Below are 18,521 nucleotides of genomic sequence, written 5' to 3' on the forward strand. Positions count from 1 at the left end.
GAGCCATGAAATTATTTGTTGCTATTTGCGTCGTCGCCTGCGTTGCTCTCTCGGAAACTGCGTTGGCCCGCGGTGGCATGGGATCGCATATGTCGATGGAGAGCGGCGGTGCGCTCGGTACGAGCGCCGCTGCGCCGGGAACGAACTCGCTGGGCACCGCGCTTTCCTCGTCGGACAGTGGCGGCCACGCGATGACGGGGCCGTTGCTCGGCACCGACCCGACCAGTGCCAAGGAGGACGCCCGGCTCGAGAAGATGCTGGAAGGATCGATCTGCCGCGGCTGCTGAACAGCGCGCATTGCAAGACGGAGCTGGGCGGCAGTGCCGCCCGGCGACGCGTGTCTTTCGAAAGGGTTGATGGTAAGCTGGACTGAAGATGATGAAACCGCTTGGGCTGTCCAAAATGATGGCTGAGCCAGGCCAGCGTCCCGTCTACATTTGCGCGGAATGGGAGATCGATCTTGTCAAACGCGAATTGCGCGCGACCGGAGAGCCCGTTCCTTTAGGAGGACGAGCCTTTGAGATTCTTGCGGAATTGGTTCAGGCGCAGGGCCGGCTCGTCACCAAGAACGACCTGACGGAGCGCGTCTGGCGGGGCGTCTTTGTCGAGGAGAGTGCGCTCCGCGTCCATATCGCGGCGATCCGAAAGGCGCTTGGCCCTGACCGCGACATGCTCTCAACCACCGTTGGCCGCGGCTATCGTTTGCTGGGAGCGTGGCGGATCCAGCATATGGACGCTGCGCTACAATCTGTCGCGACCGCGTTGCCGCCGTCGGTCAACATTCCCAGCGCCTCATTCGATCTCATCGGCCGGGCCGCTGCGATTGCACATTTGTGGCGGCTTCTGTCGGCCTATCGCGTCGTGAGCCTGGTCGGCCCTGGCGGCATCGGAAAGACGGCGCTGGCCCTAGAGGCTGCAAGAACGCCGCCGCCCGGCTTTGCGGCTGACCGGTTGCTGGTCGAACTGGCTGCGCTGTCAGATCCCAAGCTCGTTTGCTCCGTCATCGCCGGCGTGCTTGGCACCAAGCTCGAGGGCGAGGAAATCTCGCCGGACTCCATCGCGCGCGCGATCGGCGCGCGGCCACTGTTGCTCATTCTCGACAATTGCGAACATGTCATTGATGCCGTGGCGCAGGTAGCCGAGCTGGTTGTCAGCCGTTGTTCCGGAACGATCATCGTTGCTACAAGCCTAGAGGCGCTGCGCATCGAGGGAGAGCATGTCTACCGCGTGCCTCCTCTGGGCGTGCCGCCTGAAGCTTGGCTCGAACCCGCCTGCGCTTCTGCCTACAGCGCGGTGGAATTGTTCACCAGCAGAGCGAGGGCGCTGGGTTCAAGCTTCTCGCCCGACGAGGAGAACATCGGCGCCATCGTCGCCATCTGCCGGCGGCTCGACGGCATTCCGCTCGCGATAGAGTTTGCGGCGGCGCGCGCAGTCATGCTCAGCCCGCCGAAGATCGCGGCACTTCTCGATGACAGGTTCAAATTTCTGACGACCGGCCGTCGCACGGCGTTGCCGAGGCAGCAAACGCTTCGCGCAACGCTCGACTGGAGCTATGACCTGCTGCCGGACGACGAGGCGTGGCTGCTCCGGCAGCTCGGCATATTCGTCGGCGAATTCCAGCTCGATGCAGTGATCGCGGTTGCCGGAGAGGGCATCGGCGACGTGACCGGTCATCTTGCTAAGTTGGTGGCAAAGTCGCTCGTGTTCGCGGATGTTCACGGCGACAGCCCTCACTACCGCCTTCTGGACATCACGCGTGCCTACGCATCGGAGAAGCTGCACGCCGGCGAAGAATATCCCGGCGCCGCCCGCCGCCAAGCCAGGTACTATATCGGATTCTTTGCCAACGCCGACGCCGACAGCGAAGTGAAGCCGCAGGCGGAGTGGCTCACGATCTATGGCCGGCACATCGACAACGTGCGAACGAGTCTCGATTGGGCCTTCTCGTCCGGCGGAGATTCGCAAGTCGGTGCGGCGTTGACGGCGGCTGCGGTCCCGCTATGGGTGCAATTGTCGCTCCTCAGCGAATGCCGAGAGCGGACCGAACTCGCCCTGGCGCGCCTCGATCCGACGGCCGCGAACGCACCGCGGCTTCGCATGCAACTCTCGGCAGCACGCGGCTGGTCGCTGATGTACGGTGTTGGAAGGGCTCGAGAGGCCGGTCCCGCCTGGGCCGCGACCCTGCAACTCGCCGAGCAGCTCAATGACAGGGACTATTTGTTGCGCGCGCTTTGGGGACTCTGCATCGATCAGCTCAACAACGGCGAATTCCGCAGAGCCCTAGAATTCGCGCATCGTTTCACGGAGGTCGTGGCCGATTCCGGCAATCCCGTCGAGCGGATGATGGCCGACCGGCTACTTGCAACCACTCTGCACTATCTCGGCGATCAGCGGCGTGCGCATCATTATATCGAGCGAACCCTGTCTCGCCTCTCGGATCTGGCGGCGAAGCCGCAGGTCATCCGTTTCCGGTTCGACCTGCGGGCCTCCGCGCGCTACTTCCAGGCGCGGATCCTGTGGCTGCTCGGCTTGGCGGATCAGGCGTTGAGCGTCGTCGACCGCAACGTCGAGGAAGGCCGAACGAGCGGGCACGCACTCACATTCTGCAGCGGCCTCGGCCAGGGTGCCTGCCCGATCGCCTTCCTCGCCGGCGATCTCGATGCGGCTGAGCGCTATTGTACGATGCTGCTCGAGCACACCGAGCGCCACCCGATCCGCTTATGGAATCTATGGGCGCGCGCCTTCAGGGGCATGCTGATCTCGCGCCGGGGCGACCTCGCGACCGGATTACCCCTGCTGCGCAAGGCGCTCGAGCTCGCGGGCGAGGCGCGCTTCCTGCCGCGTTTTCTGCTTCCCCTCGGCGAGCTCGCGGCATGTCTCGGAGAGGCCGGCCAGGTGTCGCAAGGGCTGGCGACCGCCGACGAGGCGCTCGCACGATGCGAGGCGAGAGACGAAGGGTGGTATGTCGCCGAGCTCTGGCGCATCAAGGGCGAATTGCTGCTGCTCCCCGGCGAGTGCCGCTCGACGATCTCTGCCACGCAGGCCTTCGACAGGGCGTTCGAGGTGGCGCGAAGCCAGGGTGCATTGTTCTGGGAGCTGAGGACGGCGATCAGTGTGGCACGATTGAGGATGAGTGAGGGGCATCCGGCCGATGCGCGCCATGTTCTCGCCTCCGCATACGGCAAGTTCACCGAAGGTTTCGAGACAGCGGACCTCCGCGACGGGCGCGCAATGATGGCGAAGCTGGGATCGTAGGCTGCGGATGCCCCGGGGAGCGGCATCCGATTCGACCAATCGGATACCGGTGCGGCCTCGGCGAGCGCCGCATCCCCCGTGCTCTGGAACGTTCCGCAATTCGCCCGTGACGCCGCCTGTGCCGCGCGCCGACGTCTCATTGCATGTGCAGCATGGGCCGTCCGCTCGGACGAGTCATTCGAAACTGCACCGCTCTATCGCGATTGCACGGCGGTCATTTGGCCGCAAACGAGCACGAGTGCGGAGGACTCAGCTCGGCCAGCAAGCTCCTTGCCGTCACGAGACGGCCCGTGTGGAATCCCTCGGTAAACTGCTGATAGACGGACGCAAGCATATCTTGCGCTTGCTGGCGGCGACCGCCTCGCTGCCATAGTCGCGCAAGCGCGATCGCCGCGCGAAGCTCGTAGCCTAGCGCTCCCTGATGGTGGGCGACGTCGAGCGCCTGAACGAGGCTCAGCTCCGCCTGCGAAAAATCCGGATTGCTCTTGTGCATCAGCGCTTCCGCTCTTGTGCGCAACATGTCGGGCATGTCCATCATGAAGTTGCAGTGCCGGGCCTGGGCGATCGCCTGATCAATGGTGTCCAGGGCTTCGTCGCCGTGACCTGTCGCCGCGAGGGCTTCGGCGAGGGGCATGCGAAGCCCCGCCACCGCACCGAAACTCTGGCTCTGCAGCTTCTCGATCGCGCCTTTCAACATCGCAAGTCCAATACCGGTCTCGTTCCGGGCCAGCAGTGTAATCCCTTTCATGGCCTCGCCGACCATCTGGAGAATGGCGAGGTTATGCCTTCGAGCCTCCACGATGAATCTATCGATATGTTCTTCGCAATCCTCCGTGTCGCCATTCCAGAAGAAGACACCGAACGCCCAAGGCAACGCTCTGCAGAACATGACCGGATGGTTCGTTGCGATGACGTCCGAGATGGCCCGGCGCACCACTTGCATCGCCTGATCGGGATGTCCCTGAAGCCAGAGGACGCGCGCAAGGGTGATTTGAGCGCGTTTGGGATACTCGAGGGTGAGGCCGCTAAGGACGTCTCCATCCCGGCCTGGATGCAGCAACGCCGCTTCGATGTATGAGCGAGAGGCGACAAACTTGCCAAGATACTGGCAGGAGATGCTGAGCAACACGCGCATGCGCGCCACCGCAATGGAATCGTTGCTGGCCAGCGCAATGGCTTCGCCGCGTTTGGCCGTGCCAAATGCGTCGTCATACTTGCCGACAAACAATTGTAGCAAATGCAATTGGTCGATCAAACGGATCTGCCCGGGTATGTCGCCGATCTTTTCTGTCAGCTCGAGCGCCCGGTTGAGGTGATTTGCGCCCAACTCGTCCAGCTGTCCCGTAAGCATGCGGGCGGCCCCAAGCGCAGTGTGAAGGACGAGACCGTGCCTGGTGCTTGCATCGGTTTCATCCAGTGCTTCGATGGCGCGAGTTACCCAGAGTTCGCATTCTGGCAAGAGCGACAGCTTGAAGAATAGCGGTATCGATGCGGCGACGAGGGCCACGCCGGTTGTGCGATCTCCCTGATCCGAGAAGCACCACGTCAGTGCGGCCCGTATGTTGCCGAATTCCTCGGCAGCCGCCCACCAAAGGTCTCGGTCCGATTTGCCACCGATCTTTTCAAGGAGGCTGAGAAAGCAGCAGGCGTGACGTCGCGAGATCGCGCCGGCGTCGCCGCTGGCGGCAAGTTTCTCTTGCGCGTACGCCCGGGTCGAATCCGCAAGGCGGTAGCGGGTCGGTTGCGAGCCGGCATTCAGTGCAAGCATCGACTTGGCGACGAGGCTGTCGATGATCGCCAGTATCGTGTCGTCGTCCTCCGTGGCCGCGGCAATCGATCGCGCGGCGTCCAGGGTCATGCTGCCGACGAACACCGACAGCCGGCCGAGAATCACGCGTTCCGGTTCGGATAGAAGATTGTAGCTCCATTCGATGGTTGCGCGCAGCGTCCGGTGTCGGGGCAGTGCGGTGCGTCGTCCCTCCCAGAGCAGATTGAGGTGCTGGTCGAGGAGCTGGACCATCGCTTTCGCGCCGTATGCGCCCGCATGGCCGGCGGTGAGTTCGATCGCAAGCGGGATGCCGTCGAGCCGACGGCAGAGGTTGCCGACGTCAGAGGCGTTCGCATCCGTCAGCGCGAACTCGCCGCCTCCCGCAGTCGCACGCTCGACGAAGAGTTTCACGGAAGGGTAGGTGAGGGCATTCGCGGCCGTCAGAACGGCCTTCTCCGGTGGGCTCGGCAGGGGCGGAAGACGATATGTGAACTCGCCTTCGACGCGCAGCAGCTCCCGGCTCGTGGCCACGATGTGCAGCTCCGGCACCGCCTGATAGAGCCGTTCGGCAAGCGCCGCTGCCGCTTCGACTACATGCTCGCAGCAATCCAGAATGAGCAGCATGCGCCTGTCGCGCAGGAATGTCGTGAGGCTGTTCGTGGGATCATTCGATCGAGCCAGCAGCCCAAGTGAAGATGCGACGATCGCCGGCACCGGAGCGGCGTTGCCCGTCTCGCCGAGACCGACAAAGTGGACATGACCGGCGAATTCCGCGAGCAGGGCATGGCCCGCGGAAACGACGACCGTGGTCTTGCCGATCCCGCCGGGGCCGACGACCGTGACGAAGCGCTGGGCTCTCAGTTTTTCCGAGATGTCCTGGATGGCTTGCTCACGCCCCACCATCTGCCGGGGATGCGCTGGCAGGTTGTGGACGTAAGTCGGATTGTTCGGCGCGGGTTGCCTCTGTTCCGGGCGTGAGACCGCAGCGACGAAGCAGTAGCCTTGCCCGGAGATCGTGCTCAGATATCTGACGCCGCCGTTGCCGTCTCCGAGTGCCTTGCGGAGTGCGGCGATGTGGACACGCAGGCTATTTTCCTCGACGTCGGCGCCCGGCCATGTCGTGGCTATCAGATCCGTCTTGCTGACGACGTTGCCGGCCTGCCGGACCAGCGCGAGCAGAATGTCGAATGCGCGACCCGACAGTTGGAGCGGGCTCCCGTCTCTTTCAATCCGCCTCTGCGAGGGGGCGAGCCGAAACGGCCCGAAGACGAAGATCTCCTGGGAGGCTACGTCCTGGGTGGAGCGGCCAGCAGCGGCCATCATGTTGTTGCTTTGCCAACAGGGAACCATTTGGGCGTTATCAACCCGGCACACGATTCGTCACGTTCTATGACTTGGAAGCACACCAAGACGTGTGAACGTAATGGCCGATCAAAAGGTAACATCCCGCAATATCAGGGTAAAGGATTGGGCGTATCACTTTCGTCTGGGGCTCCAGAGCGGCTATCGGATTTTTCAGGAATCGACCTTCGATTATGAAAAACGACCGAGAGCTGTCGCTCGAAGCGACGAAATCGGGCACCACGGCTCGCCTTCGGCCTCGCCCGATCACGATTTGAAGGTGCGTCGCCATGACACACCCCGCTCTATCCGATGAATGCGGGCTTGAGAATGTCTTCCAGTCCGATCCGGCGGAGCAGTTCCGCGCGGACACTGTCGGCGACGGCGTCGACGGCTGCGGCTCCGTCGTCGTCCGTACCGAAATGAACTCTCAGCGGCCGCTGTCCGAATGGCATCTCGACGACATCGGCGATCGCGGTCGCGACGTCTAGCGGAGTCTGATCCTTCGCCGGAAGCTGCGCAAGTGCCGATAGCGCGATCTCGCTGACGTCGGCCGTCGGACCATCCGCGTATTCCTCGGCCCTGACAGTGTCGAGCGGCCGGCCGGAGCGAATATAGTGGCCGGGTCCGAGCGCGCTTGGGACTACGATGGTCGTCTCGACACCCCAACGCGCGAGCTCTCCGGCATAACTGAGTGCGAGCGCATCCAGGGCGGCCTTGGACGAGGCATAGGCGCCGAGAAAGGGAACCGAGCCGCCACGCGCGCTGCTCGACGAGACCCATATCAGCAGGCCCTGGCCCTGCTTGCGCAGCTGTGGCAGTGCGGCCCGATTGAGCCTTTGCGCACTCAGTACGTTGGTGTCGTAGAGCTCGGCAAGCTGGTCCGGCGTAAAGGCCTCCGCCGGTCCGTAGACGATCTGCCGGGCATTGTGCACGATCACGTCGAGGCGGTTGTTCTCCGCGACGATGGCATCGATGGCGGAGTTCACGGAGGCTTCCGAGGAGGCGTCGAACGCGATGGTTCGGAGTTCCGCGCCGTGCTTGCCGGCCTCCTCGAGGCCGTGCTCGTCGCGACCATCCGTTTCCCGCATTGAAACGTAGACCGTGTGGCCGGCCTGCGCCAATTTCTTGCAGGTGCTTCGTCCGATGCTGTTTGCAGCTCCTGTGACGATGATCACTTTGCTCATTCGATTCCCAATCGCATTCCAGCTTCCGCAAAGACGCCGGCGCCGTCGCGACACGTTCATCGTTCGTCGATCGACCGCCGGCCTTGCGCGAAGAGCCTCTGAAATAGGGCCAGAGGCAAACGGGGTCTTTCGAGCCCGGCAGGCGTTTTTCAGATCGCACGAATTATTTCGAGAAAGCCCGAAACCGGCAGATGAGCCTTCCGCTGACCGGACAACCCCGAACGTGCCTTCGCGAAATTGGTGTCGGGTTTCGGAAGATCGCGGCTGCGGTCGCCGGCTACAAGGAAGCTGAGCCGCTCGACAGAACAGGCCGTGTGGCTGGTCTGCGGGACGGCTTGCGCATTGCAAGGAGAAGCGATGAATCAGTCAGGCAACCTGCCGCGTTCGGGACTCGGCTCGCTCGTGTTGATCTCTGCCGTCCTCGGAGGCTGCGCTGCCGCGTTCGCATACACCGCAGGGCGGTTCTCGCCGGGGCGCCTGACGCCGATACGGATGATCGCGGCGTTAACGCCTCCGAGTGGCGCGCCGCTCGGGCACCGGCGAAATCATGCCAAGGGAATCTGCTTCACCGGCGTCTTCGAGGCGAATGGAAGCGGTGTGGAGCTCTCCCGGGCCAAGGTCTTTGAGCGAGGCGCGTATCCGGCCCTGGGCCGCTTCAATCTCGGCACCGCCGATCCGAACGCCGTGGATGCGACCGTGCGCGTGCGCGGTTTGGGATTGCAGATCGCTGCGGCGGACGGCGAAGAGTGGCGGATGGCACTGATCAACCCGCCGTTCTTTGCAGTTTCTACGCCGCAGGCGTTTCACGACCTGCTGATTGCATCCGGCAAGAAGGATCCGGAGGCGATAAAGACGTTCATCCAGGCAAATCCGGAATTTGCCGCCTTCGCGGCTTGGGCCAAGACGGCGCCTTGGACCACCAGCTATGCGGAGGAGCCTTACCGCGGCCTCAACAGTTTCATCTTCACCGACGCGACGGGCAGCGACCACACGGTTCGATGGTCGCTGCTGCCGACGGCGCAGCCCGTTCTGGTTTCGCAAGCCGAACTGGAGAAGCGTGGTCCGGATTTTCTCGAGCAGGAGATAGCAGAGCGGGTCCGGACCGCCGGCCCGCAACGCTGGACCATGGTCACGACGATCGCCGATCCCGGCGATCCGACCGCGGACCCGAGCAAGGCCTGGCCGGAGAACCGCCGCACGGTGCAGGTCGGAACGCTCATCGTGCAGCGGATCGAACCGGAGCGGGATGGGCCCTGCCGCGACATCAACTTCGATCCGACCGTTCTGCCGCAGGGAATGCGGGTGTCGGACGATCCTTTCCCGGCTGCGCGCTCTTCGGTCTACCGCAAGTCCTACGATTTGCGCGCGGCCGAAGCCAGCGACTATCCGCGAACCGAGGCCGCCAAGCCATGAGCAATGCTCTCGGTCGTTTCGCCCCGATCCAGCGGCTCCTGCACTGGCTGATGGCAGCCTGTATCATCGCCATGCTGTTCATCGGCGTCGGCATGGTCTCCACCGTGGCGCCGAAATACCTGCCGCTCATCCTGATCCACAAGACGCTCGGCGTCACTCTTCTGGTCCTCGTTGTGATCAGGCTGGCTCTGCGGCTCCATTACGGCGCGCCACCGTTGCCGGCTGATCTTCTGCCGGCGATCAAGCTGGGAGCGAGATTGTCGCATCTGCTCCTCTATGCCTCCATGATCGTCATGCCGTTGCTGGGGCTCGGCATGCTTTGGGCCGCGGCCTATCCGGTCGTCCTGTATGGCGGCATTCAAATTCCGGCGTTGCTGCCGCAGAGCGACCACGTGCACACGCTGCTGTGGAATGCCCACGCTTTTCTGGGCTTTGCGTTCTTTGCCCTCGTGCTGCTGCATCTGGCGGCAGCGCTGTTCCACGCCTTGATTCGCCACGACGGCGTGTTCGCGACGATCACGCCTCTGCCACGGCGGACGGATGAAGCCCGCCGAATGAGCCCACGCTCCACGCCCGGCAGGCGTGCAATCCGGGAATGATCCTGCGGAACAGAACGACCGTTTGCCTGCCGTCTGGCTAGAAATCTCTCACCCTCCAACAAGGATGCCGACCATGACCAAAGCAGACCTCCAGAGCCCGACGGACCTCGGAGCCAATGCGAACCGGGACGTTCCAGCCGCGCTGAGAGCGCTGCTGGCTGATGTCTTCGCGCTGTATCTGAAGACGAAGAACTTCCACTGGCACGTATCGGGCAGTCACTTCCGCGACTACCATCTCATGCTCGACGAGCAGGCCGATCAGATCTTTGCCATGACCGACGACATTGCCGAGCGGGCCCGCAAGATCGGCGGAACGACGCTGCGCTCGATCGGCCAGATTGCGCGCGAGCAGCGCATTCTCGACAACGACGCCGAGTATGTCGATCCGCAGGACATGCTGGCCGAGCTGCGCAGCGACAATCAGCAGCTGACGCGGGAAATGCGCCGGGTCCACGAACTCTGCGACGAATACGGCGATGTCGCTACCGCAAGCCTGCTGGAAAACTGGATCGACGAGACGGAGCGGCGGATCTGGTTTCTGTACGAGACCGCCCGAAGCAGCCCGAACTCGTAAGCACGGGTCACGCCATGCGGTCGGGGATGAGCAGCCTCCCGGAATTCGTGCCGGGTGGCGGCGCGACCGCGGAGCGCCTGCTGCTGCGTGAGCTCTCGCACCGGATCGACGACGAGCTTACCTCGGTGATCGACCTGGTGTCGAAAGCGGGCGATCGCTGCGACGCTGCGGAAGCGAGGGCGACCCTTGCTTCCGTGCGGGGGCGGCTGGAAGATGACGCGCGACTTTATCACGCGCTGCAGATGCCGGGGTTCGCAACGAGCATCGACCTGGCGGCCTATCTTCAGCAATTGTGCCGCTCCATCAGCCGCTCACAGCTCGAACGCGAAGGCATCGCGCTCTCACTGCTGCTGCATCCGCTCAAGATGAGCTCGGAGCGTTGCTGGCTGTTGGGGATGATCGTCTTCGAATTGATCGACCATGCGGCGCGCCAGGTCTCTCACGACGGAAGAGGCGCCATTCGTCTCGAAATGTGGGCGACAACCTCGTCGATCACGTGCTGTGTTATGGACAACGGATCGTGCCACGCCAGCCGGCTCCGGGGAGAAGACCATTCGATCGTCGAGACGCTTGGCGCGCGTCTGGGCGCGACGGTCGATGTCTACGCCGGATCCGATGGCCGCAGAACCATCGTGAACGTTCCCCGTTGGTCGGGAACCTCGCGGGACCGATCCACATCGTGCGGATGCAACAATATCGCTGCATCCTCGAAAGATGACTGGAAGCGGATCTCTGTACGCTTGCCCGTATCGTGACCGGCAGGCCGGTCATACGTACAAGGGTCAAGCCATGACGGATATGTCGAACTCGAAGGCGACGCTCGGAAGGGCCATTCACGCGATCACCGGAAAATGGGGCTGGTTCGTTGCGCTGGGGGGCGGTGAACTGATCCTTGGTGGCATTGCGTCGGCCAATCTGTTGGCGGCGAGCCTCGCCTCCGTGATCGTCATTGGTGTCACCATGGCAGTCGCCGGGATATTCCAGATCGTGCATGCGTTTTCGGTGCACGGTCTGAGGGGCTTCCTGCTCTGGCTGCTCGCAGGGATCGTTTATGGCGCCGCCGGAGCCGTCATCCTCTACGATCCGTTACTGGCTTCGTTCACACTGTCGCTCGTAATGTGCGTTTTCCTGGTTGTCGCCGGGGTGACGCGGATCTGGGCAGGTGTCCATATGCGGCCGGCCGCAGGCTGGCGCTGGATCGTGGCTGCCGGCGTTGTAACGTTCTGCGTCGGCGTCTTGCTGGCTGCGGCCTGGCCTGCCATTGGCCTGTGGCTGCTCGGTGCGATGCTGGTCGTCGATCTGATCTTCCAGGGATGGGGTTTCATTGCATTCGGGCTCGCGCTCAGAAGCCGGGCCTCCCGGCATTCGGCTCAGCCGGCGACGGTGTGAACCATGATGACGGGTTCGACATTCATGCGTCACCGCGAGATCGCCTGGCGCGGCGGCCGCACGACCTCGACGTCGCGGTTGGTCGCCGAGGAGAGCGCCATCGCGCTCACCTACAATGGATCGACCCATGCCGTGATGATGGGGACGCCGGCCGATCTCGAAGATTTCGGTGTCGGCTTCAGCCTTACCGAGGCGATCATCGACCGCGCCAGCGAGATCAGGAGTATCGAGTTGATCTCGAACGAGCTCGGCATGGAAGTGCGGATGTGGCTCGATGGCGACCGCGCGGTGGCCCTGGCCGCACGCCGCCGCGCCATCAGAGGCCCGGCCGGGTGTGGCTTATGCGGCATCGAAAGCCTCGAACAGGCGCGTCGCACGCCGTCGCGCGTCGAAGGGCGTGGCATTGCCTTTAACGCGCGGGACCTGCTGAACGCCATGCAGGCGCTGTCTCCTCTCCAGACATTGAATCAACAGACACGGTCAGTTCACGCGGCGGCCTTCTGGCGTCCCCGCACCGGCATTGCTCTGGTCAGGGAGGATGTAGGCCGGCACAATGCGCTCGACAAACTTGCCGGTGCAATCGTCCGCGACGGCAACTCTGCCCGTGACGGCGCCGTTCTGCTGACGAGCCGCGTCTCGGTGGAGATGGTACAGAAGGCAGCGATGATCGGCGCGCCGGTCGTCGTTGCCGTTTCTGCGCCAACCGCGCTAGCCATCCAGACCGCGAACGAGGCGGGAATCACGCTGCTCGCCGTCGCCCGCGATGACGGGTACGGCGTATTCACGCATCCGCGTCGCGTTCTGCTGCCTGACGAGGCCGCGCCGCGCGCCGGCTACTGACCTCGCGAACCTAAGAACATGGCGATGCAAGCCGCATCAACGGAGCCTTTGGCCGAGACACGCGTCGAAGTCTACGCTCCGGAGCGATCGCTGCTGGTCGCCTCTCTGCTGAGCATGTCGGGAGGCTTCCTCGATGCCTTCACTTGGCTCTCGCTCGGCGTCTTTTCGAGTTCGCAGACCGGAAATGTCGTCTTCCTCGGGATCTATGCGCAGTCCGGGCAATGGCAGCGCGCGCTTCACCATCTTCTTCCGCTCGCGGCCTTCGTCCTGGGGGCGGTGGTCGCGGTCCGCACCCGGGCGGCGCTACGCTGCCTCGTCGGTGAGATCATCTGCCTGGCAGCGGCAATGCTGTTGCTTCATCGCGTTACCGACCAGGTCGCGACCCTCGTCATCTCCTTCGGCGTCGCGTTGCAGTCGGCGAGCTTTAGGCAGGTCGGGCGCTGGAAATATCTCTCGGTCACCGTCACCGGAAACATGCTCCGCGCCATCGACCAGTTCGTCGCGGTGTCCGATCGCGATGCGATGCGCGGCGCTGGAACCATGCTTGTGCTCTGCCTGATGTTCCTGTTGGGGGCCGTCGCCGGCGGCTGCGTGACGAAGTGGCTCGGAACGTGGAGCCTCGCTCTGCCGATCGCATCGTCGGTGTGGGTTCTCTGGCTCTGCCGGCAGCGGAGCGATCCGTACTGAAGCCTTGCCATTGTTTCTAGCCTTCGTTCGCCGCGTGCGCTCGCTCGTTGCAGGCCGAGGCGCCCACCATGCCATTCGAAAAAAGCACGTTCGTTCGCGGAAGCGCGAATACCGCGCGGTCCATACACTTTCGATCGGTGCCGAAAAACTGCTCCCGACGTCAACGGTCACGAGAGGCAAGGATGAACGACCTCCGCAAAGAGACAGACAGCCTGGGTGAAGTGAACGTTCCCGCGGACAAGCTCTGGGGGGCGCAGACGCAGCGCTCGCTCGAGCATTTCAGCATCGGCACGGACCTGATGCCGCGCGAAATGATCCAGTCTTACGCGATCCTGAAGAAGGCGGCCGCGAATGCCAACTGCGCCGGCGGCCGTCTCGACGGTAAGCTGCGCAAGCTGATCGTCCACGTTTGCGACGAGATTTTCGCCGGCCAGCACCAGGACATGTTTCCCCTTCACGTCTGGATGACGGGCAGCGGAACGCAGTTCAACATGAACGTGAACGAGGTGATTTCGAACCGATGCTGCCAGCTCGCGGGTACCGCGCTCGGCAGCAAGATGCCGGTTCATCCGAACGATCACGTCAACATGTCGCAATCGTCGAACGACAGCTTTCCCTCGGCGATGTACATCGCGGCCGCGCTGAACGTGACGCAGCGCCTCGTTCCTGCAGTCGAGGCTTTGCATGACGCGATCGCGGCAAAATCTGTCCAGTGGGACGACATCGTCAAGATCGGCCGAACCCACATGCAGGATGCCACCCCGCTGACGCTCGGTCAGGAGTGGTCCGGCTACGCCGTCATGCTCGCCGACAATCTGGCGCGCATCGACGACGCGCTCAAGGGCGTATTCCGCCTCGCGCTGGGTGGCACGGCCGTGGGCACCGGGATCAACGCAGCGCCGGGCTTTGCGGAAGCCGTGGCTGCCGAAATCGCGCGATTGACCGGGCTACCCTTCGTCAGCGCGCCGAACAAGTTCGCTGTGCAAGGCGCGCACGATGCGTTGGTGCAGCTCTCCGGCACGCTGCGCACGCTCGCCGGCTCGCTCTACAAGATCGCAAACGACATCCGCCTGTTGTCCTGTGGCCCGCGGGCCGGCTTCGCCGAGCTGCGGATTCCCGAGAATGAGCCTGGCTCGTCGATCATGCCGGGCAAGGTCAATCCGACGCAGGCCGAGGCGCTGACGATGATCGCGGTGCAGGTGATGGCTAACGACGTCGCCGTCGGGTTCGGTGGCGCCGGCGGCTACCTGGAGATGAACGTCTACAAGCCGCTCATCATCCACAACATTGCGCAGTCCGTCACCATCCTCACCGACGGCTGCACGAATTTCCGAACGTTCCTCGTCGAGGGAACCGAACCGAACCGCAAGAAGATCAACGAGTATGTCGAGAGGTCGCTGATGCTCGTGACGGCACTGGCGCCGGTGATCGGCTACGACAAGGCGTCGCAGATCGCGCATTACGCGATGGACCACGATCTCACGCTGAAGTCGGCGGCGCTGAAGCTCGGTTTCGTGACCGAGCCGGAGTTCGACCGCATCGTGGACCCCGCCAAGATGGTGAAGCCCTATGTTGCCGAGATCAAGGTGCCGCTCGCGATCGGCGCGAAGGCCGGTTGAGGGGAACAAGGACAATGATCCGGTGCGTCAAGCTGTGGACGGGTGCGGACGGCAGGTCGCACTTCCAGGAAGGTTTCGTCGAGCTCGAGCGCGGAGTGAGGGGCGATGCGTTGAGCGCAGGGCTTCGGATTGATGCCGCCTCGTTCCACGAAACGGATACGGATCCGAAACTTGGGTGGCATCCGGATGCGGCACGTCAGCTCGTCATGTCCTTGAGCGGCACCCTGCGATTCGAAACGGGCGACGGAAGCTTCATGCTGCGCCCGGGCGACGTCCTGTTCACGGAAGATACGATCGGGGCGGGCCACAACTGGACAATGACGGACGAGGCGCCGTGGCGGCGTCTCTACACGGTTCTCGAGCCTGACGCCGAGGTGCCGTTCCGATCCGAACGCGGCACAGGCAAGCCGTCCACAATGCAAGGAGAGACACGATGATCCGCTGCGTGCGTCTATGGACCGGCGAGGACAGCAACTCGCATTTCGAGGAAGGACTCATCGAGCTGGAGCCGGGCCAGCGTGGCGACTTTCTGACCAGCAAGATCGATGCTGTCAGCGTCTCCTTCCAGGAGACGGAATCGGGCGGCGCTTTCGCCTGGCACACCGCGCCGATCCGGCAGCTCGTGATCACGCTGAGCGGAACGCTCGATTTCCAGACGCGTGACGGCCACCACTTCCTGATTCATCCCGGCAACGTCCTGCTTGCCGAAGACACCGCCGGTTCGGGCCACAGCTGGAAATTGACCGACGATTCGTCCTGGCGTCGTGCCTATGTGGTGCTGCGGCCGGGAGCGGACGTGCCGTTCCGGGCCAAGGCGCGGCAATCGGCGCGGGCCTGACCGAGCCATCCAGAACAGCAGCACCCAACGTAGGAAAAGCCATGTCAGCAGCTTCCGACCGCGAAACCGACGTCGTCCTCATTGGCGCCGGCATCATGAGCGCAACCCTCGGCGTCTTTCTCAAGGAGCTCGAGCCTTCCCTCGCGATCCAGATGTTCGAGATCCTCGAGGATTGCGCGCAGGAAAGCTCCGACTCCTGGAATAATGCCGGTACCGGCCACGCGGCAAACTGCGAGATGAACTATACGCCGCAGCGGCCCGACGGCAGCATCGATATCTCCAAGGCGCTCCAGGTCAACGTCGAGTTCGACCTGTCCCGGCAGTTCTGGTCCCACCTGGTCGGGCGGGGAGCGATCGCAGATCCGCGATCCTTCATCCATCCGGTTCCGCACATGAGCTTCGTGCACGGCGCGGAAAACGTCGCGTTCCTCCGGAAACGGTTCAAGGCGATGTCGGCCCATCATTGCTATGAGGGGATGGAGCATACCGAGGATCCGAAGCAGATCGCCGAATGGGCGCCGCTGGTGATGGACGGCCGCAGCGGCGACGAACCGGTTGCCGCAACGCGGATCATCACTGGCACTGACGTCGATTACGGGGCGTTGACGCATCTGCTGGTCGGGCATCTCGTCAGCCAGCCGGGCTGCGCCGTCCACTACAACAGCTGCGTCACCGGTCTTGACCGAGAGCAGGGTGGTCGGTGGCGGATCGAGGTGCGCGACACCGCGAGCGGCGAGACGCGGTCGGTTCGCGCGAAATTCGTCTTCATCGGTGCCGGCGGCGGTGCACTGCCGCTGCTGGAGAAATCCGGTATCCCGGAAGGACGCGGCTATGGCGGCTTTCCGGTCAGCGGGATCTGGCTGCGCTGCGACGATCCGGAGATCAACCGGCGTCACCATGCCAAGGTCTATGGCAAAGCCGCGGTCGGCTCCCCGCCGATGTCGGTGCCGCATCTCGACACGCGCGTGATCGGCGGCCAGCGCTCGTTGCTGTTCGGCCCCTATGCCGGCTTCTCGAGTAAATTCCTCAAGCACGGCTCGTTGCTGGATCTCTTCGAGTCCATTCGCCCCGCCAACGTCAAGCCGTTGCTTTCGGTGGCGCGCGACAATTTCGATCTCACCGAATATCTGGTCGGGCAGGTGCTGCAATCCGAGGGACACCGGCTCGCGGCGCTCGACGAATATTTCCCGAAAGCCGACCCGAAGGACTGGAGACTGCAGGTCGCGGGCCAGCGCGTCCAGATCATCAAGCCCGATGTCAAGCGCGGCGGTCTGCTCGAGTTCGGGACCGAGCTCGTCGGCGCGGACGATCATTCGCTGGTCGCCCTGCTCGGTGCTTCACCGGGGGCTTCCACTGCCGCGTTCATCGCTATCAGCGTGCTCGAGAAGTGCTTCGCCGGCGAGCTGACGGCAAGCGCTTGGCTGCCGAAGCTGAAGCAGATGGTCCCGTCTTACGGCGTGTCGCTGATCGACGACGCGGGTTTTTGCCGACAGATTCGCGCGGCGACGGCCGCGGTCCTCAAGGTTGACAACATTCCGCAGCCGGCCGCACGCGCGCCGGCGGCCGCGAAGCGGGCTTGAGCGAACGGGAGATTGTCCGATGGATCCGACGGCACTCCTCCTGTCGCGGCTGCAATTCGCCTTCACCATCTCGTTCCATATCATCTTTCCGGCGTTCACGATCGGGCTTGCCGCCTGGCTCACCGTACTCGAAGCGATGCACCAGTACAGTGGCAAGCCCGTCTACCGGACCCTGTTCGCTTTCTGGCTGAAGATCTTCGGCGTGGCCTTCGGCATGGGCGTCGTATCGGGCGTGGTGATGGCGTTTCAGTTCGGAACGAACTGGAGCGTGCTCTCGAAAATGTCGGGGCCGATCCAGGGTCCACTTCTGGCCTACGAGACGTTCACCGCCTTCATGCTGGAGGCGGGCTTCTTCGGCATCCTCATCTTCGGTCGACCGAGGGTGCCGCCCTGGTTCTACTTGTTCTCGACCGCGATGGTCGCGCTCGGAACGACGCTTTCGGCGTTCTGGATCATGGTCAACAACAGCTGGATGCAGGTGCCGAACGGTTACGTCCTGCAGAATGGCCAGTTCGTGCCTGATGACTGGGCGCAGATCATCTTCAATCGCGTGGTCTGGGTCCGGTTTCCGCACATGCTGCTCGCCTCTTACCTGACCGGCGCGTTCTGCGTGGCGGCAACCGGCGCGTGGTATTTGCTGCGGCGGACCTATCGCGCCGAAGCGCATGTGATGCTGCGGATGGGCCTTGCGCTTGCAGCCGTGCTGCTGCCAGTCCAGCTCTTCATCGGGCATCTCGTCGGCGACTACGTCCACGACTACCAACCGGCCAAGTTCGCCGCGATCGAGGCGCGCTGGCATGATGAGCAACCAGCCTCGGAGGTGCTGATCGCGATCCCCGATTCGAACGCCGAATCGAACAAATACGCGATATCGATTCCAGTGCTCGGGAGCATCATCGGCAGCATGAGCCTGACGTCGAAGGAGGTCGGCCTGACCAGCTTCGCGCCCCAGGACCGGCCGCCGGTGGCTATCCCGTTCTTCGCCTTCCGCATCATGGTCGGCTGCGGCTTCGTGATGCTGGGGCTGGCCTGGCTCGGGACCTGGCTCGGCCTCAAGCATCGGCTCGATCGGAACCGCCTGCTGCTGTGGGGCATCTTCCTCAGCTTCCCGCTGCCGTGGGTCGCGATCCTCACCGGCTGGTACACCGCGGAAGTGGGGCGCCAGCCATGGACGGTCTATGGCGTGTTGCGGACTGCGGACGCCGTGACGCCGTTCCTGACCGCGCCGGCTGCGATGACGTCCTTGATCCTGTTCGTCGCGGTCTACGCCTTCATCTTCTCGTTCGGGACGTATTACATCTATAAGCTGCTGCGTGCCGGCCCGACGGGACTCGGCGGCAGGCCGCTCCACGTTCCCGTCCCCAATCGGCCGATGTCGCTCGCCGATCAGGTGCCGGCCGCACGCAGCTATCTCGGGGCGGGAGAATAGCC

16 protein-coding genes are annotated in these 18,521 nt (G+C 63.5%); 14 read left to right on the forward strand and 2 right to left on the reverse strand.

Translation table 11 applies throughout. From position 1 onward, the window contains the following. Window positions 1-5: 5 nt before the first annotated feature. Together ACPPVR_RS12025 and ACPPVR_RS12030 are read left to right on the forward strand one after the other, a co-directional pair. On the forward strand, window positions 6-287 hold the full coding sequence (locus ACPPVR_RS12025) for a hypothetical protein (RefSeq protein ID WP_426614431.1): 282 nt from the start codon (window positions 6-8) through the stop codon (window positions 285-287). Window positions 288-375: 88 nt separating this feature from the next. Further along, window positions 376-3,255 carry an ATP-binding protein gene (locus ACPPVR_RS12030; RefSeq protein WP_426614432.1) on the forward strand — a complete coding sequence of 960 codons (2,880 nt, stop codon included), beginning with the start codon at window positions 376-378 and terminating at the stop codon, window positions 3,253-3,255. A gap of 214 nt (window positions 3,256-3,469) precedes the next feature. On the opposite strand, the gene ACPPVR_RS12035 is transcribed toward ACPPVR_RS12030, so the two are convergent. Then, on the reverse strand, window positions 3,470-6,346 hold the full coding sequence (locus ACPPVR_RS12035; protein ID WP_426614433.1) for an ATP-binding protein: 2,877 nt from the start codon (window positions 6,344-6,346) through the stop codon (window positions 3,470-3,472). A 323-nt stretch (window positions 6,347-6,669) separates the two neighbouring features. Beyond that, window positions 6,670-7,551 (reverse strand): SDR family NAD(P)-dependent oxidoreductase, encoded by an 882-nt coding sequence (locus ACPPVR_RS12040; protein WP_426614434.1) that lies wholly within the window; start codon window positions 7,549-7,551, stop codon window positions 6,670-6,672. A gap of 357 nt (window positions 7,552-7,908) precedes the next feature. Here ACPPVR_RS12040 and ACPPVR_RS12045 point away from each other — a divergent pair, with 357 nt between their 5' ends. From ACPPVR_RS12045 to ACPPVR_RS12100, 12 genes are all read left to right on the forward strand, one after another. Beyond that, a complete protein-coding gene (locus tag ACPPVR_RS12045) occupies window positions 7,909-8,964 on the forward strand; it encodes a catalase family peroxidase (protein WP_426616080.1) in 1,056 nt (351 codons plus the stop codon). Next, complete coding sequence (locus ACPPVR_RS12050; RefSeq protein ID WP_426614435.1) at window positions 8,961-9,563, forward strand: cytochrome b; 603 nt, start codon at window positions 8,961-8,963, stop codon at window positions 9,561-9,563. Before ACPPVR_RS12045 ends, ACPPVR_RS12050 begins: the two co-directional genes overlap by 4 nt. A gap of 73 nt (window positions 9,564-9,636) precedes the next feature. Further along, entirely contained in the window at window positions 9,637-10,137 is a 501-nt protein-coding gene (locus ACPPVR_RS12055; protein ID WP_426614436.1) for a Dps family protein, read from the forward strand. Between the two features lie 26 nt (window positions 10,138-10,163). Further along, complete coding sequence (locus ACPPVR_RS12060; RefSeq protein WP_426614437.1) at window positions 10,164-10,892, forward strand: histidine kinase dimerization/phosphoacceptor domain -containing protein; 729 nt, start codon at window positions 10,164-10,166, stop codon at window positions 10,890-10,892. A 34-nt stretch (window positions 10,893-10,926) separates the two neighbouring features. Then, window positions 10,927-11,526: an HdeD family acid-resistance protein gene (locus ACPPVR_RS12065; protein WP_426614438.1), complete on the forward strand. Its 600-nt coding sequence runs from the start codon at window positions 10,927-10,929 to the stop codon at window positions 11,524-11,526. 3 nt (window positions 11,527-11,529) lie between these two features. After that, the gene (gene fdhD / locus ACPPVR_RS12070; protein ID WP_426614439.1) at window positions 11,530-12,366 is read left to right on the forward strand and encodes a formate dehydrogenase accessory sulfurtransferase FdhD; all 837 of its coding nucleotides are present in this window, start codon (window positions 11,530-11,532) and stop codon (window positions 12,364-12,366) included. A 24-nt stretch (window positions 12,367-12,390) separates the two neighbouring features. Continuing rightward, the gene (locus tag ACPPVR_RS12075) at window positions 12,391-13,053 is read left to right on the forward strand and encodes a YoaK family protein (RefSeq protein WP_426614440.1); all 663 of its coding nucleotides are present in this window, start codon (window positions 12,391-12,393) and stop codon (window positions 13,051-13,053) included. A 182-nt stretch (window positions 13,054-13,235) separates the two neighbouring features. Then, window positions 13,236-14,672, forward strand: coding sequence for a class II fumarate hydratase (fumC, locus tag ACPPVR_RS12080; RefSeq protein WP_426614441.1), 1,437 nt, complete (start codon window positions 13,236-13,238; stop codon window positions 14,670-14,672). 14 nt (window positions 14,673-14,686) lie between these two features. Continuing rightward, complete coding sequence (locus ACPPVR_RS12085; RefSeq protein ID WP_426614442.1) at window positions 14,687-15,109, forward strand: hypothetical protein; 423 nt, start codon at window positions 14,687-14,689, stop codon at window positions 15,107-15,109. Further along, on the forward strand, window positions 15,106-15,510 hold the full coding sequence (locus tag ACPPVR_RS12090) for a hypothetical protein (protein ID WP_426614443.1): 405 nt from the start codon (window positions 15,106-15,108) through the stop codon (window positions 15,508-15,510). Before ACPPVR_RS12085 ends, ACPPVR_RS12090 begins: the two co-directional genes overlap by 4 nt. A 41-nt stretch (window positions 15,511-15,551) precedes the next feature. Beyond that, window positions 15,552-17,090 (forward strand): malate dehydrogenase (quinone), encoded by a 1,539-nt coding sequence (gene mqo, locus ACPPVR_RS12095; RefSeq protein ID WP_426614444.1) that lies wholly within the window; start codon window positions 15,552-15,554, stop codon window positions 17,088-17,090. A gap of 19 nt (window positions 17,091-17,109) precedes the next feature. Continuing rightward, window positions 17,110-18,519: a cytochrome ubiquinol oxidase subunit I gene (locus ACPPVR_RS12100; protein ID WP_426614445.1), complete on the forward strand. Its 1,410-nt coding sequence runs from the start codon at window positions 17,110-17,112 to the stop codon at window positions 18,517-18,519. The last annotated feature ends 2 nt before the right edge of the window (window positions 18,520-18,521 follow it).

Origin of the sequence: Bradyrhizobium sp. McL0616, from assembly GCF_049993385.1 — a bacterium.
In the GTDB taxonomy this organism is placed as follows: domain Bacteria; phylum Pseudomonadota; class Alphaproteobacteria; order Rhizobiales; family Xanthobacteraceae; genus Bradyrhizobium.

Coding starts and splice junctions, on each gene's coding strand:
- ACPPVR_RS12025 (WP_426614431.1), top strand. CDS start 6: ATGAAATTATTTGTTGCTATTTGCGTCGTCGCCTGCGTTGCTCTCTCG.
- ACPPVR_RS12030 (WP_426614432.1), top strand. CDS start 376: ATGATGAAACCGCTTGGGCTGTCCAAAATGATGGCTGAGCCAGGCCAG.
- ACPPVR_RS12035 (WP_426614433.1), bottom strand. CDS start 6,346: ATGATGGCCGCTGCTGGCCGCTCCACCCAGGACGTAGCCTCCCAGGAG.
- ACPPVR_RS12040 (WP_426614434.1), bottom strand. CDS start 7,551: ATGAGCAAAGTGATCATCGTCACAGGAGCTGCAAACAGCATCGGACGA.
- ACPPVR_RS12045 (WP_426616080.1), top strand. CDS start 7,909: ATGAATCAGTCAGGCAACCTGCCGCGTTCGGGACTCGGCTCGCTCGTG.
- ACPPVR_RS12050 (WP_426614435.1), top strand. CDS start 8,961: ATGAGCAATGCTCTCGGTCGTTTCGCCCCGATCCAGCGGCTCCTGCAC.
- ACPPVR_RS12055 (WP_426614436.1), top strand. CDS start 9,637: ATGACCAAAGCAGACCTCCAGAGCCCGACGGACCTCGGAGCCAATGCG.
- ACPPVR_RS12060 (WP_426614437.1), top strand. CDS start 10,164: ATGAGCAGCCTCCCGGAATTCGTGCCGGGTGGCGGCGCGACCGCGGAG.
- ACPPVR_RS12065 (WP_426614438.1), top strand. CDS start 10,927: ATGACGGATATGTCGAACTCGAAGGCGACGCTCGGAAGGGCCATTCAC.
- fdhD (WP_426614439.1), top strand. CDS start 11,530: ATGATGACGGGTTCGACATTCATGCGTCACCGCGAGATCGCCTGGCGC.
- ACPPVR_RS12075 (WP_426614440.1), top strand. CDS start 12,391: ATGCAAGCCGCATCAACGGAGCCTTTGGCCGAGACACGCGTCGAAGTC.
- fumC (WP_426614441.1), top strand. CDS start 13,236: ATGAACGACCTCCGCAAAGAGACAGACAGCCTGGGTGAAGTGAACGTT.
- ACPPVR_RS12085 (WP_426614442.1), top strand. CDS start 14,687: ATGATCCGGTGCGTCAAGCTGTGGACGGGTGCGGACGGCAGGTCGCAC.
- ACPPVR_RS12090 (WP_426614443.1), top strand. CDS start 15,106: ATGATCCGCTGCGTGCGTCTATGGACCGGCGAGGACAGCAACTCGCAT.
- mqo (WP_426614444.1), top strand. CDS start 15,552: ATGTCAGCAGCTTCCGACCGCGAAACCGACGTCGTCCTCATTGGCGCC.
- ACPPVR_RS12100 (WP_426614445.1), top strand. CDS start 17,110: ATGGATCCGACGGCACTCCTCCTGTCGCGGCTGCAATTCGCCTTCACC.